The organism is Flavobacterium hercynium, from assembly GCF_002217285.1.
GTDB lineage: Bacteria > Bacteroidota > Bacteroidia > Flavobacteriales > Flavobacteriaceae > Flavobacterium > Flavobacterium hercynium.
Genome location: NZ_MUGW01000054.1, coordinates 38,029 through 53,147, shown reverse-complemented (window position 1 = coordinate 53,147; position 15,119 = coordinate 38,029). Strand labels below are relative to the sequence as shown.

General features: G+C 34.9%; 15 protein-coding genes. 7 read left to right on the top strand and 8 right to left on the bottom strand.

The window, feature by feature from the left end; all coding sequences use genetic code 11:
- The first annotated feature begins 19 nt into the window (after nt 1–19).
- A complete protein-coding gene (locus B0A66_RS20170) occupies nt 20–472 on the top strand; it encodes a hypothetical protein (RefSeq protein ID WP_089051658.1) in 453 nt (150 codons plus the stop codon).
- Between the two features lie 111 nt (nt 473–583).
- Here B0A66_RS20170 and B0A66_RS20165 read toward each other — a convergent pair whose 3' ends face one another.
- A complete protein-coding gene (locus tag B0A66_RS20165) occupies nt 584–1,099 on the bottom strand; it encodes a hypothetical protein (RefSeq protein WP_089051657.1) in 516 nt (171 codons plus the stop codon).
- Between the two features lie 317 nt (nt 1,100–1,416).
- Between B0A66_RS20165 and B0A66_RS20160 the strand changes: the two genes are divergently transcribed.
- Together B0A66_RS20160 and B0A66_RS20155 are read left to right on the top strand one after the other, a co-directional pair.
- The gene (locus tag B0A66_RS20160) at nt 1,417–2,802 is read left to right on the top strand and encodes an MATE family efflux transporter (RefSeq protein WP_089051656.1); all 1,386 of its coding nucleotides are present in this window, start codon (nt 1,417–1,419) and stop codon (nt 2,800–2,802) included.
- A gap of 27 nt (nt 2,803–2,829) precedes the next feature.
- A complete protein-coding gene (locus B0A66_RS20155) occupies nt 2,830–3,057 on the top strand; it encodes a hypothetical protein (protein ID WP_017495128.1) in 228 nt (75 codons plus the stop codon).
- 30 nt (nt 3,058–3,087) lie between these two features.
- Here B0A66_RS20155 and meaB read toward each other — a convergent pair whose 3' ends face one another.
- The 3 genes from meaB to B0A66_RS20140 form a co-directional block, all read right to left on the bottom strand.
- Nucleotides 3,088–4,182, bottom strand: a complete 1,095-nt coding sequence (meaB, locus tag B0A66_RS20150; RefSeq protein WP_089051655.1) for a methylmalonyl Co-A mutase-associated GTPase MeaB — start codon at nt 4,180–4,182, stop codon at nt 3,088–3,090.
- A 645-nt stretch (nt 4,183–4,827) separates the two neighbouring features.
- Complete coding sequence (locus B0A66_RS20145) at nt 4,828–5,469, bottom strand: NAD(P)-dependent oxidoreductase (RefSeq protein ID WP_089051654.1); 642 nt, start codon at nt 5,467–5,469, stop codon at nt 4,828–4,830.
- A 56-nt stretch (nt 5,470–5,525) separates the two neighbouring features.
- Nucleotides 5,526–5,933: an RrF2 family transcriptional regulator gene (locus tag B0A66_RS20140; RefSeq protein ID WP_089051653.1), complete on the bottom strand. Its 408-nt coding sequence runs from the start codon at nt 5,931–5,933 to the stop codon at nt 5,526–5,528.
- A gap of 117 nt (nt 5,934–6,050) precedes the next feature.
- Between B0A66_RS20140 and B0A66_RS20135 the strand changes: the two genes are divergently transcribed.
- From B0A66_RS20135 to B0A66_RS20125, 3 genes are all read left to right on the top strand, one after another.
- Nucleotides 6,051–6,965, top strand: coding sequence for an AEC family transporter (locus B0A66_RS20135; RefSeq protein ID WP_089051652.1), 915 nt, complete (start codon nt 6,051–6,053; stop codon nt 6,963–6,965).
- Between the two features lie 15 nt (nt 6,966–6,980).
- Nucleotides 6,981–8,198, top strand: a complete 1,218-nt coding sequence (locus tag B0A66_RS20130; protein ID WP_089051651.1) for an MFS transporter — start codon at nt 6,981–6,983, stop codon at nt 8,196–8,198.
- Nucleotides 8,199–8,453: 255 nt separating this feature from the next.
- Nucleotides 8,454–9,092, top strand: a complete 639-nt coding sequence (locus B0A66_RS20125; protein WP_089051650.1) for a peroxiredoxin — start codon at nt 8,454–8,456, stop codon at nt 9,090–9,092.
- A gap of 76 nt (nt 9,093–9,168) precedes the next feature.
- Here the strand turns inward: B0A66_RS20125 and B0A66_RS20120 are convergent, their stop codons facing one another.
- The 4 genes from B0A66_RS20120 to B0A66_RS20105 all read right to left on the bottom strand — a co-directional run bounded on the left by B0A66_RS20120 (nt 9,169) and on the right by B0A66_RS20105 (nt 14,294).
- The gene (locus tag B0A66_RS20120) at nt 9,169–11,406 is read right to left on the bottom strand and encodes a cation:proton antiporter domain-containing protein (protein ID WP_089051649.1); all 2,238 of its coding nucleotides are present in this window, start codon (nt 11,404–11,406) and stop codon (nt 9,169–9,171) included.
- A gap of 243 nt (nt 11,407–11,649) precedes the next feature.
- Nucleotides 11,650–12,996 carry an adenylosuccinate lyase gene (gene purB, locus B0A66_RS20115; protein ID WP_089051648.1) on the bottom strand — a complete coding sequence of 449 codons (1,347 nt, stop codon included), beginning with the start codon at nt 12,994–12,996 and terminating at the stop codon, nt 11,650–11,652.
- Nucleotides 12,997–13,080: 84 nt separating this feature from the next.
- Complete coding sequence (locus B0A66_RS20110; RefSeq protein ID WP_089051647.1) at nt 13,081–13,770, bottom strand: SIR2 family NAD-dependent protein deacylase; 690 nt, start codon at nt 13,768–13,770, stop codon at nt 13,081–13,083.
- Nucleotides 13,767–14,294: a GNAT family N-acetyltransferase gene (locus tag B0A66_RS20105; RefSeq protein WP_089051646.1), complete on the bottom strand. Its 528-nt coding sequence runs from the start codon at nt 14,292–14,294 to the stop codon at nt 13,767–13,769. Before B0A66_RS20105 ends, B0A66_RS20110 begins: the two co-directional genes overlap by 4 nt.
- A 120-nt stretch (nt 14,295–14,414) precedes the next feature.
- On the opposite strand from B0A66_RS20105, the gene B0A66_RS20100 reads away from it, so the two are divergent.
- Nucleotides 14,415–15,077, top strand: coding sequence for a TrmH family RNA methyltransferase (locus tag B0A66_RS20100; RefSeq protein ID WP_089051645.1), 663 nt, complete (start codon nt 14,415–14,417; stop codon nt 15,075–15,077).
- The last annotated feature ends 42 nt before the right edge of the window (nt 15,078–15,119 follow it).

The following is a 15,119-nucleotide window of genomic DNA, read 5'->3' as shown; positions in this document are numbered from 1 at the left end:
AGAGAAATGGATAGTTTAAATGGAGATGATTATAAAAAGGTTATATATTACAGATAGTGTTAAGAGTAGGATTTATGCAGGATTAGCGATTTTGATTATTTTATTTTCTATGTATTATTGGCAAAATAGGTATGTAGAGATTCATGCTGTAATTGTAAATGAAGCTGTAAATAGACCAATTTTTTTTGATAACGATATGTATAAAGTTTTAGAGCGCGAGGAAGCACCTGAATGTTTTTATGAAAATATAGAGTTTGTGTTAGATCACATGTCTCGAGATTATATTATAGACGATGGTAAAGTTTTTATACGTTACAAGCTTATGAAGGATTTAGATATGGTTATGAATTTTACTTATAGAACAAGTGATTCTATCTGGCTGATGGAAGAAGTAAAGGAGGAGAGGTTGAAGTTAGATCTAATTGAAAAATCTACAGGAATAAAAATGAAAAACAGATATATCCAACCTTGATAAAGAATAAAGTATAATGTAATTACGTCTTGCTATAAAACAACTAAACCCGGCAGATATGAGGATCTGCCGGGTTTATACCAAAAACAAAAGAATAAAAATGAACGTATTTTATAAATTAAAACCGTAAGCCAGACGTAATGCTACTTGATTGGTTTTGAATTTGTTGTAATCTTCGTAACGTACACTAACGTCGATATATTTGTTAGCGTATCCAATTCCTGGAGACCATAAAAAGGTAGTGTCGTTGTAACCGTTTGTTACTGCGAAACCAGCACCAACTTCACCTAAAAGATAAAATTGATCTTCCCAAATAAAAGCCTTAAAACCTGCTTTGGCCGGAATAAAACCAAGGTCTTTTGCATTTTCTTCTGATACAAATAAGTTAGTAAAACCTGTAGTTAAAGTTAATGACGTTTTTTTTGTTAAATCGTACTGTAAGCGTACATCTCCACCTAATGCCCAATCGTAATCACCATCTGTTGGTACACCTCCGTTTACACCAAATCCTAATCTAAAACCCTGATCATAATTTTTAGTTTGACTGTCTTGAGCGAAAGTTGTATTAGCGTATAGTAAAGCAAAAGTGGCTAGGCAGAACATTTTTAGATTTCTTAATTTCATCATGGCGCATATTTTAATTATTAATAATGTAAAAGTAGTTTCGAGGTCGTGAGAGTTTGTTATATAATTTTTTAAAATTGTTATATAATGTTTAGATTCATTCTAAAAAAATGAATGTTTGTTCATAAGTCTAATAGTAAAAAGCTTTGACTCTTAGTAAAAAAACTTTGCGACTCTGCGACTTTGCGAGATTAAATAATAAAACTTACTCTCAACAGAGAAATTTGCTCGCGAAGGCACAAAGTCTTTTAAGTAGCTTCTTTTTAAGTTAGAGAATCATGAGGATCTGATTATCTTTGCACACAAAAAAAATATAAGCCGTGAGTTTAAAACAATACACAAGAGAGTTTTCGTATAATTTGAGATTGGCCTATCCTATAATATTAGGAATGGTTGGACATACTTTAATAGGTATTGTCGACAATATAATGGTAGGTAAATTAGGAAGCACAGAGCTTGCTGCCGTTTCGTTAGGAAACAGTATGATTTTTATTGCTTTGTCACTAGGGATTGGTTTCTCGACGGCAATTACGCCAATCGTAGCCGAAGCCGATGCAGAGAAAGATTCGTTTAAAATACGCTCTACTTTTCATCATGGACTATTTTTATGTACCATTCTGGGCGTAATGCTCTTTTTACTAATAGTTCTGGCAATGCCTTTGATGGAACTGCTTCACCAACCTGCAGATGTTATCGTATTGGCCAAACCATATTTGGCGTGGGTAGCCTTTTCGCTGGTTCCGCTTATAATGTATCAGGGTTACAAACAATTTGCAGACGGACTTTCGATGACTAAATATTCAATGTATGCTATTATAATGGCAAATGTTGTTCATGTTGGAATCAACTACATGCTGATTTACGGTGTTTGGATTTTTCCTAAAATGGGTATTGTAGGTGCTGCATTAGGAACTGTGATTTCCAGAATCATGATGGTTTTGTTTATGCATATTATTTTATCGAGAAGAGAGCAGCTAAAAACCTATTTTCAGAATTTTAGTTTTAATCAAATTAAAAAAGAAACCGTCAAAAAAATTGTCAGCTTAGGATTGCCATCCGCTATGCAAATGCTTTTTGAGGTAGTGCTTTTTGCTACTTCGATCTGGTTGTGCGGTAACATTGGTAAAACGAGTCAGGCAGCGAATCAAATTGCGTTGAGCCTTTCGTCCATGACCTTTATGTTTGCAATGGGATTAAGCATTGTCATGATGATTCGTGTCAGCAATCAAAAAGGATTAATGGATTTTAAAAAGCTAATTATAGTAGCCCGTTCCATCTTTTTACTTTCCCTAATTCTCGAAATTGTTTTTGCAGCCGTATTTGTCGCTTTTCATAGTATCTTGCCATATATCTTCCTTAATATGGAAAACACAGCACAGTTAGTTGATAATGAAGAGGTAATCGCAATTGCATCGAAGCTAGTGTTAATTGCAGCCGTTTTTCAGATTTCTGACGGGATTCAGGTTGTGGTTTTAGGAGCGCTTCGTGGTCTGCAGGATGTAAAAGTACCAATGTATATCACCTTTGTGGCATACTGGCTGATCGGATTTCCTGTTTCGTATTACTTATCAGAATATACGACGTTGAAGGCAGAAGGAGTCTGGATCGGACTTTTGGCAGGTCTTACAGCAGCAGCGATATTTTTGTATCTTCGCTTTCATTATTTAACCAAACGATTAGTCAATAATTCACTTTCAAATAACTAAATTTGAACCCAATAAAAAATAAATTAAATGGAACTACCTAAATTTTTACTCGGAGACAATACTGATTTTCCAGATGATATTTTTATCATTCACCTTGATTATCCAAGATTTATCATCAATTTAAAAGATGATGAGGTTGAATTTATGGAAGAAGCGGAGGATCTTGATGAAGCGGAGCTTAATGCAGAAATGGAAGGTCTTATTGTTCTGGCCAATGAGTTTTATGACAGAGAAATAAACCGCTACGAAGAATAAAAAATAAATAATTATGCTAAGGCAAGAATTTTATTTTTGAATTTTAGCATAAATATTCAACAAAAGCTGAGCAGCTGCAAAAGGTGATATTTCATCATTTTGCACTGCTTTTTTGTTTTGTTCCAGTTGAGAAATGATTTCAGGCTGAGTAAAAAAGTTTAGTTTAAGTTGCTCATTAATAGTCTCCATCATCCAAAAATGATTTTGTTCTTTTCGTTTTTCCTGAAAATAACCAGATGCAGTCATAGTGTCAACGTAACTTGAAATAGTCTCCCAAATGGCTGAAATACCTTCTCCGGTAATGGCGCTGCAGGTTGTAACTTTAGGCTGCCAATTTGATTTTTTTTGAGGAAACAAATGCAAGGCTCTGTTAAATTCCAGTTTTGCCTGATTGGCTTTTTTGATATTATCACCATCGGCTTTGTTAATGACGATAGCATCTGCCATTTCCATTATACCGCGTTTAATACCTTGAAGTTCATCGCCCGCTCCTGATATTTTTAACAATAAGAAAAAATCGACCATGCTGTGAACAGCGGTTTCACTTTGTCCTACACCAACCGTTTCAATAATAATAGTGTCAAAACCTGCCGCTTCACATAAAATGATTGCTTCGCGTGTTTTGCGGGCTACACCGCCCAAGGTGTCACCGGAAGCGCTGGGTCTGATAAAAGCATTTTCATCTTTTACCAATTCTTCCATACGGGTTTTGTCGCCTAAAATACTGCCATGCGAAAGCGAACTGCTGGGATCAACTGCCAAAACCGCTACCTTTTTGCCGAGTTGTGTTAAAAACGTTCCAAAAGCTTCAATAAAAGTACTTTTTCCAACTCCGGGAACTCCTGTGATTCCAATTCTAATTGATTTATTAGCATGAGGTAAACAACCCGTAATGACTTCATTTGCTTTTTCGGCATGTTCCGGATTGGTGCTTTCAGCTAAAGTAATGGCGCGGCTTAAGGCCGTTCGGTTTCCTGCTAAAATTCCAGTGATCAATTCAGCAGAAGAGGGTTGTTGTCTTCTGTTTTTTTTAATTTGATTGATTGCAGCAACATTGGTGATTTCAGGTTGCGAAATCCCGGGTTTTTCCTGTAAACTGCCTGACTGTTTTTTTGAGCTTGACAAAATGTAATTTTATAGAATGTAAAAGTACAGAAAACAAAAACAGTTTCAAAAAAGGATTTTTCTTGAAACTGTTTTGTTGATTGAACACGAATTTCACGAATTAGCATTAATTCTAAAAACTCAAACGTTTTACTTCGTGCAAATTTGTGAAATTCATGTTATAGTTTTACCAGCAATACAATAGCAAAATGAAAACATTTTACTTCATGTAAATCTGTGAAATTAGTATTATCGTTTCACCAGTAATACAATAGCAAAATCTAAGACATTTTATTTCATGTAGATCTGTGAAATTAGTGTTACAGTTTCACCAGCAATACACCATCAAAATCAAAATATTTTACTTCGTGTAAATCTGTGAAATTCGTGTTATAGTTTCACCAGCAATAAATAGCAAAATCTAAGACATTTTATTTCATGTAGATCTGTGAAATTAGTGTTACAGTTTCACCAGCAATACACCATCAAAATATTTTACTTCGTGTAAATCTGTGAAATTCGTGTTATAGTTTCACCAGCAATAAATAGCAAAATGAAAACATTTTACTTCATGTAAATCTGTGAAATTAGTGTTATAGTTTCATCAGCAATACAATAGCAAAATCTAAAACATTTTACTTCTTGTAAATCTGTGAAATTCGTGTTTTAATAACCAGCAGTAAATCGAACTTGGTGGTGTTTTGGATTTTCAGCTTCGTCTGCAATCACAACCGCAAGATCTTCTACAGATAAAATACTTCTTTGTTCGTCGTTAAAAACTGGATTTTCTAATCCTAAACGGTATTTTCCTGTACGACCTGTTGTAGTTCCTGCATGCATTTCGAAAGCAGGACTAAAAAATGCCCAATCCAATTCTTTTTCTTCTTTAATGTAATTTAGATAATGTCTTGCTGCATTTGCCCCAGGAAATATTTCTTTTGGAAAATCAGGTGTATCTACTGCTTGTAAATCCGGTGCAACAAATAAGCTTCCGCCTCCACCAATAGTAATGAAACGTTTTACTCCTGATTTTTTTGCAGCTTCCTGAATTGCTTTTGATCCCACAAGAAAATCATCGTATATATTTGGATTCGTCCAACCTGGATTGAAAGCATTAATAATAATGTCATGGCCTTCTAAAACAGTTGCTAAAGCGTCTACATTAAAAATATCCGCTGCAACCCATGTTGCGTTTGTTGTATCTTTTGGATTTCTGGCGATAGCAGTAAGATCATGATTTCTGTTTGCTAATTCGTTTAAAATAGCTGAGCCTACAAATCCTGTTGCTCCAATAATTGCGATTTTCATAATATATAATTTAATTAGTAATAAAAAATGTTACAGTTTTGTGTAAAAAAATAGTTTTAAAATTGATTCGAAAAATCTTCTAACGAAATACCTTCTAATTGTACGCTAAGTTGTTTGTTCATATCTGCATACAAACCAGCTAGATTTTGATTGATCTTTTTACCAACCGGACATTCAGGATTCGGCTGATTTTTGGCATATCCTAAATTAATAGACTCAAAAGTCATTTCGAAAATTTCTTTTAGTGATAAGTTTACAGCGTTTACAGCCAATTTTGTACCACCATTTTTTCCTTCTTTACTTTCTACAATTTGATGTGCTTTTAAATTGGCAATTTCTTTTCGAACCAAAACAGGATTCAAATTAATACTTCCTGCAATAAATTCAGATGATAAATAATCATTTGGAAATTTAGTCAGCAAAGTAAGAATGTGAATTGTTATGGCAAATTTACCTGAAATCATACTGTAATAAAATATATTACAAATGTATGTCTTTTTTTCAAACAAAAAAGATTTTAACTAAAAATTAATCTTTCTAAAGAATTTTTAAATCCTTATTTTTGTCTCTAATGCTTCGCTATGAACAACTTCGTTATCATATTCTTCTTTTTGTTTTTAGGGCTGATTTTGCAGCATGTAAAACAATTTCCAACCGATATTTATAAGACTATTAATAAAATTGTTGTCTATGTATGCTTGCCGGCAATCACTTTGTTTTATATCCCAAAAGTAAAATGGAGTACCGAACTGCTTTTCCCAATGGGAGCAGGTTGGATAAGCTTTTTGGTGGCTTTTGCCTTCTTTCATTTTTTAGGAAGAAAGTTAGGATGGTCTAATAAACTTATTGGCTGTCTTATTCTGACTGCCGGATTGAGTAATACCTCGTTCCTTGGTTATCCTATAATTGAAGCCTTGTATGGAAAAGACGGATTAAAAACTGCCGTTTTGGTCGATCAGGCAGGTACCTTTGTTGTAGTTTCTACTTTAGGTGTTTTTGTAGCTGCATTTTATTCAAAAGGAAGTCCGGATGCTGCCAGTATTCTAAAAAAAGTATTTCTTTTTCCACCATTCCTAACTTTTGTAGTAGCGTGTCTCATGAATGTTTTTAAGTATGATTTTGACGAAACGTTACAATCTTATTTATTGCAATTAGGAAGTTTTGTCACACCATTAGCTTTATCGTCAGTGGGATTACAGCTTCGTTTTGACAAAAGAAGCCAACATTGGAAATTTTTACGACTTGGACTTTTGTTTAAACTAATTCTCATTCCTTTTATTATTTTGGTAGTGTATGTTTTTATTTTAAAACAACATTCAGAAGTTATAAAGGTTACAATCATGGAAATGGCTATGGCGCCGATGATTACAGGAGCCATATTAGCAACCACTTACGGACTAAAGCCCAGACTGAGCAGTATGATGATTGGTTTCGGAATTCCGATTTCTTTTCTAACGCTCGCCGTTTGGTATTTTATACTTAATTTTGTTATTTAATTTTCGAACAATACTATGAATTCATCTACACAAACTGCCGCAGTTGATGGTGGTGCTTTTGCTCAAAAAACAGTTTATTCGGTACTATTTTCAATTGCTTTTGCTCACCTGTTAAACGACTTGATGCAATCCGTAATTCCCTCTACATATCCAATTCTAAAACAGAATTTCAATTTAAGCTTTACTCAAATCGGATTGATTACGTTTGTTTTTCAATTAACGGCTTCGTTACTTCAGCCTTTTGTTGGTTTCTATACCGATAAAAAGCCAAAACCATATTCGCTTGTAGTGGCCATGATTTTTACTATTGTTGGTTTAGGTCTATTGTCGATTTCGACTTCGTTCTGGATGTTACTTATTTCAGTAGCATTAGTAGGAGTAGGGTCTTCTATTTTTCATCCTGAAGCATCACGTGTAGCCTTTTTAGGTTCTGGTGGAAAACGCGGATTGGCACAATCTATTTTTCAGCTTGGCGGAAATGCCGGTAGTGCCGTAGGGCCTTTATTGGTTGCTCTTGTTGTGGCGCCTTATGGACAATCGTACGTAATCTGGTTTGTGATTGCAGGAGTTCTGGGAATCATGATTTTATCCAGAATTGCAGTTTGGTATGAAAATCACATGAGTTTAAGAGCTGCTAAAAAAGCAAATTTGGATGATGAAATAGTGCCTTTGTCAAACCGAAAAATTACCATTTCTATTATCGTGTTGTTGCTTTTGATATTTTCAAAATTCTTCTACATGGCAAGTATGTCTAGTTATTTTACTTTTTACCTTATCAGTAAGTTTTCTATGTCAGTACAGGATTCACAATTGTATTTGTTTATTTTTCTGGCTTCAGTAGCGGCAGGAACATTAATTGGCGGACCATTAGGAGATCATTTTGGGAGAAAATATATCATTTGGTTTTCTATTTTAGGAGCTGCTCCGTTTACTCTTTTACTGCCTTATGCTAATTTATTCTGGACAGGAATTTTAGCCGTAATTATTGGTGTTATTATCGCATCGGCATTTTCAGCAATCTTGGTATTTGCTCAAGAATTAAAGCCTGGAAAAGTCGGAATGATTTCAGGTTTGTTTTTTGGTTTCGCCTTTGGAATGGGAGGTCTTGGATCTGCCATTTTAGGATACGTTGCCGATAAAACAAGTATCGAATATGTGTATCTGTTAAGTTCTTACCTGCCATTAATTGGAGTACTGGCTTATTTTTTACCTAACATTCAAAAGAAACATTAGGAGCTGCATCTGGACGTAAATATGTAAATCAATTTTGAACACGAATTTCACTAATTGCCACTAATTCGTTGGTGAAACTAATTTCTCAAACTATTTTAAACGGTTAAAATTTGTGCAAATTCGTGAAATTCGTGTTTGTTTTGTACATGTGCCCCCACAGTAATTTTATCCGTATTTTTTTATTTTTTTTATGAAAGGCAATGTTTTCCTTGTTCTTTTTTTGCCTAATTTTAGATGAACTAAAAACTATAAATTATGTCAACATTAAGATTAGGCGATATAGCACCGGATTTTCATGCAGAAACAACCCAGGGACCAATAAACTTTCACGAATGGCTTGGCGATTCATGGGGCGTGTTATTTTCGCATCCAGCAGATTTTACTCCAGTTTGTACAACAGAATTGGGAACAGTTGCTAATTATGTGCCTGAGTTTTCTAAAAGAAATACAAAAGTTATTGCATTAAGTGTAGATGGTTTAGAGTCGCACAAAGAATGGATCAAAGATATTAATGAAACTCAAAATACAGAAGTAAACTTTCCGATCATCGCAGACGAAGATAAAAAGATCGCTACATTATACGATATGCTTCATCCAAATGCAAGCGAAAAATTTACCGTTCGTTCTGTTTTTGTAATTGGTGCTGATAAAAAGATCAAACTAACCTTGACGTATCCTGCATCAACAGGAAGAAATTTTGACGAATTGCTTCGTGTTATTGACAGTTTGCAGTTAACAGCCAATTATAGCGTTGCAACGCCAGCCAATTGGAAAGATGGACAAGATGTAGTGATTACACCAGCAGTTCCGGATAGTGATATTCCAGCGAAATTCCCAAAAGGACACACCGCAATAAAACCATACCTGAGAATGACGCCTCAGCCAAATAAATAAAACGAAGTAAATCAAATAAGAAAGCCACAAATTATATCATTTAATTTGTGGCTTTTATTTTTAGGACAAGAAAGTCTTATGTCTTTTTCAATAATTGGTTCATTCTCTTTTTATCACCAACCACCCAAAGAATATCATTTTTTTGTAAAATCAAATGCGATTCCGGATTTAGAATTCGGTTTCCATTTCGTTCTATACCCACAACCATACCATTCGTATTAGTCCTAAACTGACCAATACTTTTCTGTATGAACTCTTCCTGAGAAACTTCAAGTTGACGCAATACAATATCTGATTCTTCAACGATCTTAGCGTCCTCTATTTCGTTTTGGTCTAAGTATTTTGTAAATTCAGCAATCTGCGCATCCGTACCAATCACACAAATTTCGTCACCCGGAAATAATCTTTCCATTTTGGTAGGGATAGGAATCGTAATTTCACCTCTTTTGATGTAGGCAATGTTAATACCAAGTTGTTCACGAATTCGTAGTTCTTCCAGTGTTTTACCCACCAGATTCGATTCTTTATGAATGTCAAAAAAGGACATGTGACCATCCCAAGGCATTAAATTAGCATAACGTCTGTCGATTTTTTTGTTTTCACGATCATTAAAATTCTTCAAAAAGTGATTTTCGATTTTATGATATTGATCGTTTAATTTTTTAGGGAATATCTGGTATGCCGCGATAGCGATAATCAAGGCTACAAATGCCACTAAAGGCGAGAAGAAAATATTCAATAAGAAACCAACAAAAAACAGTCCAAGGCTCATTCTGATCAAAATAAGCATTAATAGTGCGCCTCTGTATTTACGTTCTTCCCAAAGTGCCTCAACTTCGTCTACTTTGACACGTCGTAACGAAAGCGCCCATAAAAAAGGAGCAATAGCTACAAGAGTAAGCAATGCCGCCAAAGTGTTTCCAAATCGTGTATCGGCTACTAACGGAGCTACAAACTTAGCCGATAGCAAAATGATTGCTGTTATAATAATAGTGTGCAGTATAATTTGAGTAATCGATGATCGTAATACCATTTGCCACGTACTTACAGATTTAATAGCCTGCGCGTTAACACTATATCGATTAATGTTTTTAACCCATTTTTTAGGCATCTTTCGCTCTAAAAACTGTGAGAAAGGATCGGAGTATTTAATTAGAAATGGAGTCGTAAAAGTTGTAATAGCCGATACAGCAACGATTATTGGATATAAAAAGTCGCTAGTTACCTTTAGTGTCATTCCTAAAGTGGCAATGATAAACGAGAATTCTCCAATTTGCGCCAGACTCATTCCCGTTTGTACGGATTGCTTAAGCGGTTGTCCTGATAAAAGTGCTCCAACCGAAGAACTGAAAGCTTTTCCAAAAATCGTTAAAAGGGTAATAAGAGCAACAGGAAGCGCATACGTGATCAATGTTTCCGGATTGATTAACATTCCCACAGATACAAAGAACACCGCACCAAATAAATCTTTCACCGGTTGAATTAAGTGTTCAATCTTTTCAGCCTGAGTAGTTTCAGCAATAATAGATCCCATGATAAAAGCACCAAGAGCAGGAGAGAACCCAACATTGGCCGCAAACATAACCATCATCAAACAAAGGGCTAATGAAATAATAAGCAGCATTTCGTCCGTTAAAAGATGTTTTGCTTTTTTAAGAATGGTAGGAATAATAAAAATACCGCCCAGAAACCAAATAATTAAAAAGAAAACCAGCTTCAAAACAGATTGCAATAATTCAGTTCCCGAAACCTGATCGCTCACCGCAATGGTCGATAATAAAACCAGCATTAAAATCGCTACAATATCCTCGACAATCAAAGCACCAAATACAATTCCAACGAACTTTTTTCCTTTTACGCCCAGTTCATCAAAGGCACGAATTATAATAGTCGTAGACGAAATCGAAAGTGTGGCGCCCAAGAAAATGCTATCCATTTTACCCCAGCCCATCCATTGTCCGACACAATAACCAATACAAATCATAAAACCAATCTGAGTGATTGCCGTGACCGAAGAAGTTCCGCCGACCTTCATAAGCTTTTTAAAACTAAATTCGAGCCCCAAACTAAACAATAAAAAGATCACACCTATTTCAGCCCAGACTTCGACACTTTTCATGTCTGTAATCGAAGGAAAAAAATCAAAATGGTTTCCCGCTAAAAATCCTGCAATCAAATAGCCTAAAACCAAAGGTTGCTTCATTTTTTTAAATAATAAAACAGCAATTCCGGCGGTCATCAGGATTAATCCCAAATCGCTAATTAAAGGTTCTAAATGGTGTGTAGATTCTGCAGCGGCGCTTAAGGCGATCATATAATGTGTTATTTTTTTGTTTAGAAGCTAATCCGGCTTTTCATTCAAGCTTTTCTCAAAAAAACATATTTTTAACGCAATTACAGGAGCTTCCGTTGGTCGCTCTGTTCTTGCAAAAAAATAAAGTTTTTTATCGCAAAAGGCTTTCTATTTCAATCCGGGCTAATTCCTGGTAGGTTTATAGATAATAAAAAAAGCTATCGATAAAGATAGCTTTTTTTAAGAAAATATTTTGCATTTTATTTAAATACCTACATAATTTGCAGGTGTTATTTGCATTAATTCTGCTCTAACAGCATCAGATACTTCTAAAGTAGCAATAAAATTATGAATTGCCTTTTTATCGATAGCTTCGTTAGTTCTTGTTAAGCCTTTCAAAGCTTCGTACGGATTTGGATAAGCCTCACGACGTAAGATTGTCTGAATTGCTTCAGCCACTACAGCCCAGTTTTTTTCTAAATCTTCAGCAAATTTAGCTTCGTTCAATAGTAATTTATTCAAACCTTTCAAAGAAGCCTCAAAAGCAATAATTGTATGACCAATCGGTACACCAATATTACGTAATACAGTACTGTCTGTTAAATCACGCTGTAATCTCGAAACAGGTAATTTAGCTGCTAAATGCTCAAAAATAGCATTAGCAATTCCTAAGTTTCCTTCAGAGTTTTCAAAATCAATCGGGTTTACTTTATGTGGCATTGCAGAAGATCCAATTTCTCCGGCTTTGATTTTTTGTTTAAAATAATCCATCGAAACGTATGTCCAGATATCACGGTCTAAATCGATGATAATCGTATTGATTCTTTTTAAAGCATCGAAAAAAGCAGCAAAATGATCGTAGTGTTCAATTTGTGTTGTTGGAAAAGAGTGGTGTAACCCAAGACCATTTTCTACAAATTTGTTTCCAAATTGTTTCCAGTCGATTTGCGGATAAGCAACGTGATGTGCATTGTAATTTCCTGTCGCACCACCAAATTTAGCAGCAAACGGAATATTAAACAATAAACGCATTTGCTCTTCTAAACGTTCTACGAATACCAAAATTTCTTTACCCAAACGAGTAGGAGAAGCTGGTTGTCCGTGCGTACGTGCCAACATTGGAATGTCTTTCCATTCAACGCTTAATTCTTTTAATTTTGAAATTAAAGCAATTAAACCCGGCATATATACATTCTCAAAAGCTTCTTTTGTAGAAAGTGGAATTGCCGTATTGTTTATATCCTGAGATGTTAATCCGAAGTGAATGAATTCTTTGTATTGAGACAAGCCTAATTTTTCAAAAGCATCTTTAATAAAATACTCAACCGCTTTAACATCGTGATTGGTTACCTTCTCTGTTTCTTTGATCCAAAGTGCATCTTCAGTAGAGAAATTTTTATAAATGTTTCTCAAGCTGTCAAATAAATTGGAGTTTACCTCTGAAAGCTGAGGCAATGGTACTTCGCACAAGGCAATAAAGTATTCCACTTCTACCAGAACACGGTATTTGATTAAAGCTTCTTCAGAGAAATAAGGTGCTAATGAAAGGGTTTTGCTTCTATATCTTCCGTCAATTGGCGATATAGCATTCAATTCGTTTAAAGTAGTCATTTGTATATGTTGTTTTTTTCGAAAGGCACAAATATAAACAGAATTTAGGGATTAGAAGCCATTCAAAAGCTCAATTCGTTGTTTTTAAATCGAATTTAAACGTTCTTTTAAAATCGCAACTCCCTCAGAAGCAACTTTAGCAATCACATCTACTTTGTTTCGGATATTTGGAATCGAAATCGGTTTTGGATCTATGTAAAAAACAGGAGTTGAGGATGGTGTATACGAAATCAATCCTGCTGCCGGATACACTTGAAGTGAAGTACCAATTACTGCAAAATAATCTGCGGCTTCGGTAATCGTAATTGCATCTTCAAGAGCCGGAACCTCTTCACCAAACCAAACGATGTGCGGGCGCAACTGATTTCCGTTTTCATCAAGATCGCCAGTATGCAAATCAGTTGTCCAGTCAAGAATTAGATTTTTGCTTCGCACGCTTCGTACTTTTAGCAATTCTCCATGCAAATGCAACACATTCGTACTGCCGGCTCTTTCGTGCAAATCGTCGACATTTTGTGTAATGATATAAACATCAAAATCTTTTTCTAATTCAGCAAGAGTCTGATGTCCTAAATTCGGTTGTACCTCTTTTAGCTGTTGACGTCTTTTATTATAAAAATCCAGAACCAATTCCTGATCTTTGTGCCAGCCTTCCGGCGTAGCCACATCCATAACATTATGACCTTCCCACAAACCATCACTGTCGCGAAATGTTTTAATGCCACTTTCGGCACTAATACCGGCACCCGTTAATACAACTAATTTCTTTTTCATTGCTGTTCCAATGTTAGTTTCATTAATAAATCAGTTTGTTCATCGTTTCCTAATTTAAAAATGTGTTTGTCAAATTCAACAAAGCCATTCTTTTTGTAGAAACTTAGTGCTCTTAGATTTTCTTCCCAAACGCCAAGCCATATATAATTTAAACTTGATTTTTTAGCAATGTCTACGGCTTTTTCATAAAGGTGCTGTCCAATTTTGGCACCGTGAAATTGTTTCAGTACATAAATACGTTCTATTTCTAATCCTTGTGGATCTTGTAGTTCTGTTTGCGCTTCACCAAAATTTACTTTTAAGTAACCTACAACTTCATTGTTAAGTCTTGCAAAATAAAATTCAGAATTAGGATTCGATAATTCTGCCGTCAATTTTTGATTAGAAAATTTCCCGTCTAAATAATGCAGCATGTTTTCTTCCGAATTTACCTCCGCAAAAGTTTCCGTAAAGGTTTGTCTTCCCAGTCTTTTTAGTACTTCAATTTCTCGAAGGGCTATTTTTTGTATTTCAATCTTTTGCATTTTAAATCATTTAGGAACGAATTTAAGTAAAGTTTTTTAGTATTATAAAACTATAGGGTTTATTTTAGCGGAATTTAAAAGAAAGATGAAAAATGTATTTTTGTCACAAATAAAACTGAAATGATTGATTTAGATTACCTTGCTTTTCTCGAAAATATATTGACAGATAACCGTAAAGAAAAATTCTTAAAAGTACTCGGAAAGCGTACCAAGCATTTGACGGTTGTTGTAGAAGATGTTTTTCAGATGCATAATACGAGCGCTGTAATGCGCAGCTGTGAAGTTTTTGGAATTCAGGAATTAAATATTATCGAACAACGCTACGGAAAGCGAATTGATAAAGAAATTGCAATGGGCGCTCAAAAATGGGTAGACATCAATCAATATGATTCTGTTACCAATTGTATTTCGTCACTAAAAGAACAAGGATATCAAATTATAGCCACAACGCCGCATGAAAACGATTGTATGCTGGAAGATTTTGATATCACAAAACCAAGTGCTTTGTTTTTTGGAACAGAAAGAGACGGTTTGTCTGAAGAAATTCTGGAAAAGGCAGATGGATTTCTGAAAATTCCGATGGTAGGTTTTACAGAGAGTTTAAACATTTCTGTTTCTGCTGCAATCATTATCCAGGATCTGACAAACAGATTGCGTGATTCTGAAGTAAAATGGCAATTGACAGAAGAAGAAATTCTCGAAAAACGTTTGGCCTGGGCTAAGAACTCCATCAAAGATATAAAGCGAATTGAAGCTCGGTATTATGAAGAAAATCCCAAATAAAATAGAAGTAAAATAAATGCAAAAAAAAACATTCGCTTAGCG

What these genes read in the sequence shown, in the direction of transcription:
- B0A66_RS20100 (WP_089051645.1), top strand. Translation starts at nt 14,415, where the DNA reads ATGATTGATTTAGATTACCTTGCTTTTCTCGAAAATATATTGACAGAT.
- B0A66_RS20110 (WP_089051647.1), bottom strand. Translation starts at nt 13,770, where the DNA reads ATGAAAAAGAAATTAGTTGTATTAACGGGTGCCGGTATTAGTGCCGAA.
- B0A66_RS20125 (WP_089051650.1), top strand. Translation starts at nt 8,454, where the DNA reads ATGTCAACATTAAGATTAGGCGATATAGCACCGGATTTTCATGCAGAA.
- B0A66_RS20120 (WP_089051649.1), bottom strand. Translation starts at nt 11,406, where the DNA reads ATGATCGCCTTAAGCGCCGCTGCAGAATCTACACACCATTTAGAACCT.
- B0A66_RS20140 (WP_089051653.1), bottom strand. Translation starts at nt 5,933, where the DNA reads ATGATTTCAGGTAAATTTGCCATAACAATTCACATTCTTACTTTGCTG.
- B0A66_RS20165 (WP_089051657.1), bottom strand. Translation starts at nt 1,099, where the DNA reads ATGATGAAATTAAGAAATCTAAAAATGTTCTGCCTAGCCACTTTTGCT.
- B0A66_RS20135 (WP_089051652.1), top strand. Translation starts at nt 6,051, where the DNA reads ATGAACAACTTCGTTATCATATTCTTCTTTTTGTTTTTAGGGCTGATT.
- B0A66_RS20145 (WP_089051654.1), bottom strand. Translation starts at nt 5,469, where the DNA reads ATGAAAATCGCAATTATTGGAGCAACAGGATTTGTAGGCTCAGCTATT.
- B0A66_RS20105 (WP_089051646.1), bottom strand. Translation starts at nt 14,294, where the DNA reads ATGCAAAAGATTGAAATACAAAAAATAGCCCTTCGAGAAATTGAAGTA.
- B0A66_RS20155 (WP_017495128.1), top strand. Translation starts at nt 2,830, where the DNA reads ATGGAACTACCTAAATTTTTACTCGGAGACAATACTGATTTTCCAGAT.
- B0A66_RS20130 (WP_089051651.1), top strand. Translation starts at nt 6,981, where the DNA reads ATGAATTCATCTACACAAACTGCCGCAGTTGATGGTGGTGCTTTTGCT.
- purB (WP_089051648.1), bottom strand. Translation starts at nt 12,996, where the DNA reads ATGACTACTTTAAACGAATTGAATGCTATATCGCCAATTGACGGAAGA.
- B0A66_RS20170 (WP_089051658.1), top strand. Translation starts at nt 20, where the DNA reads ATGGAGATGATTATAAAAAGGTTATATATTACAGATAGTGTTAAGAGT.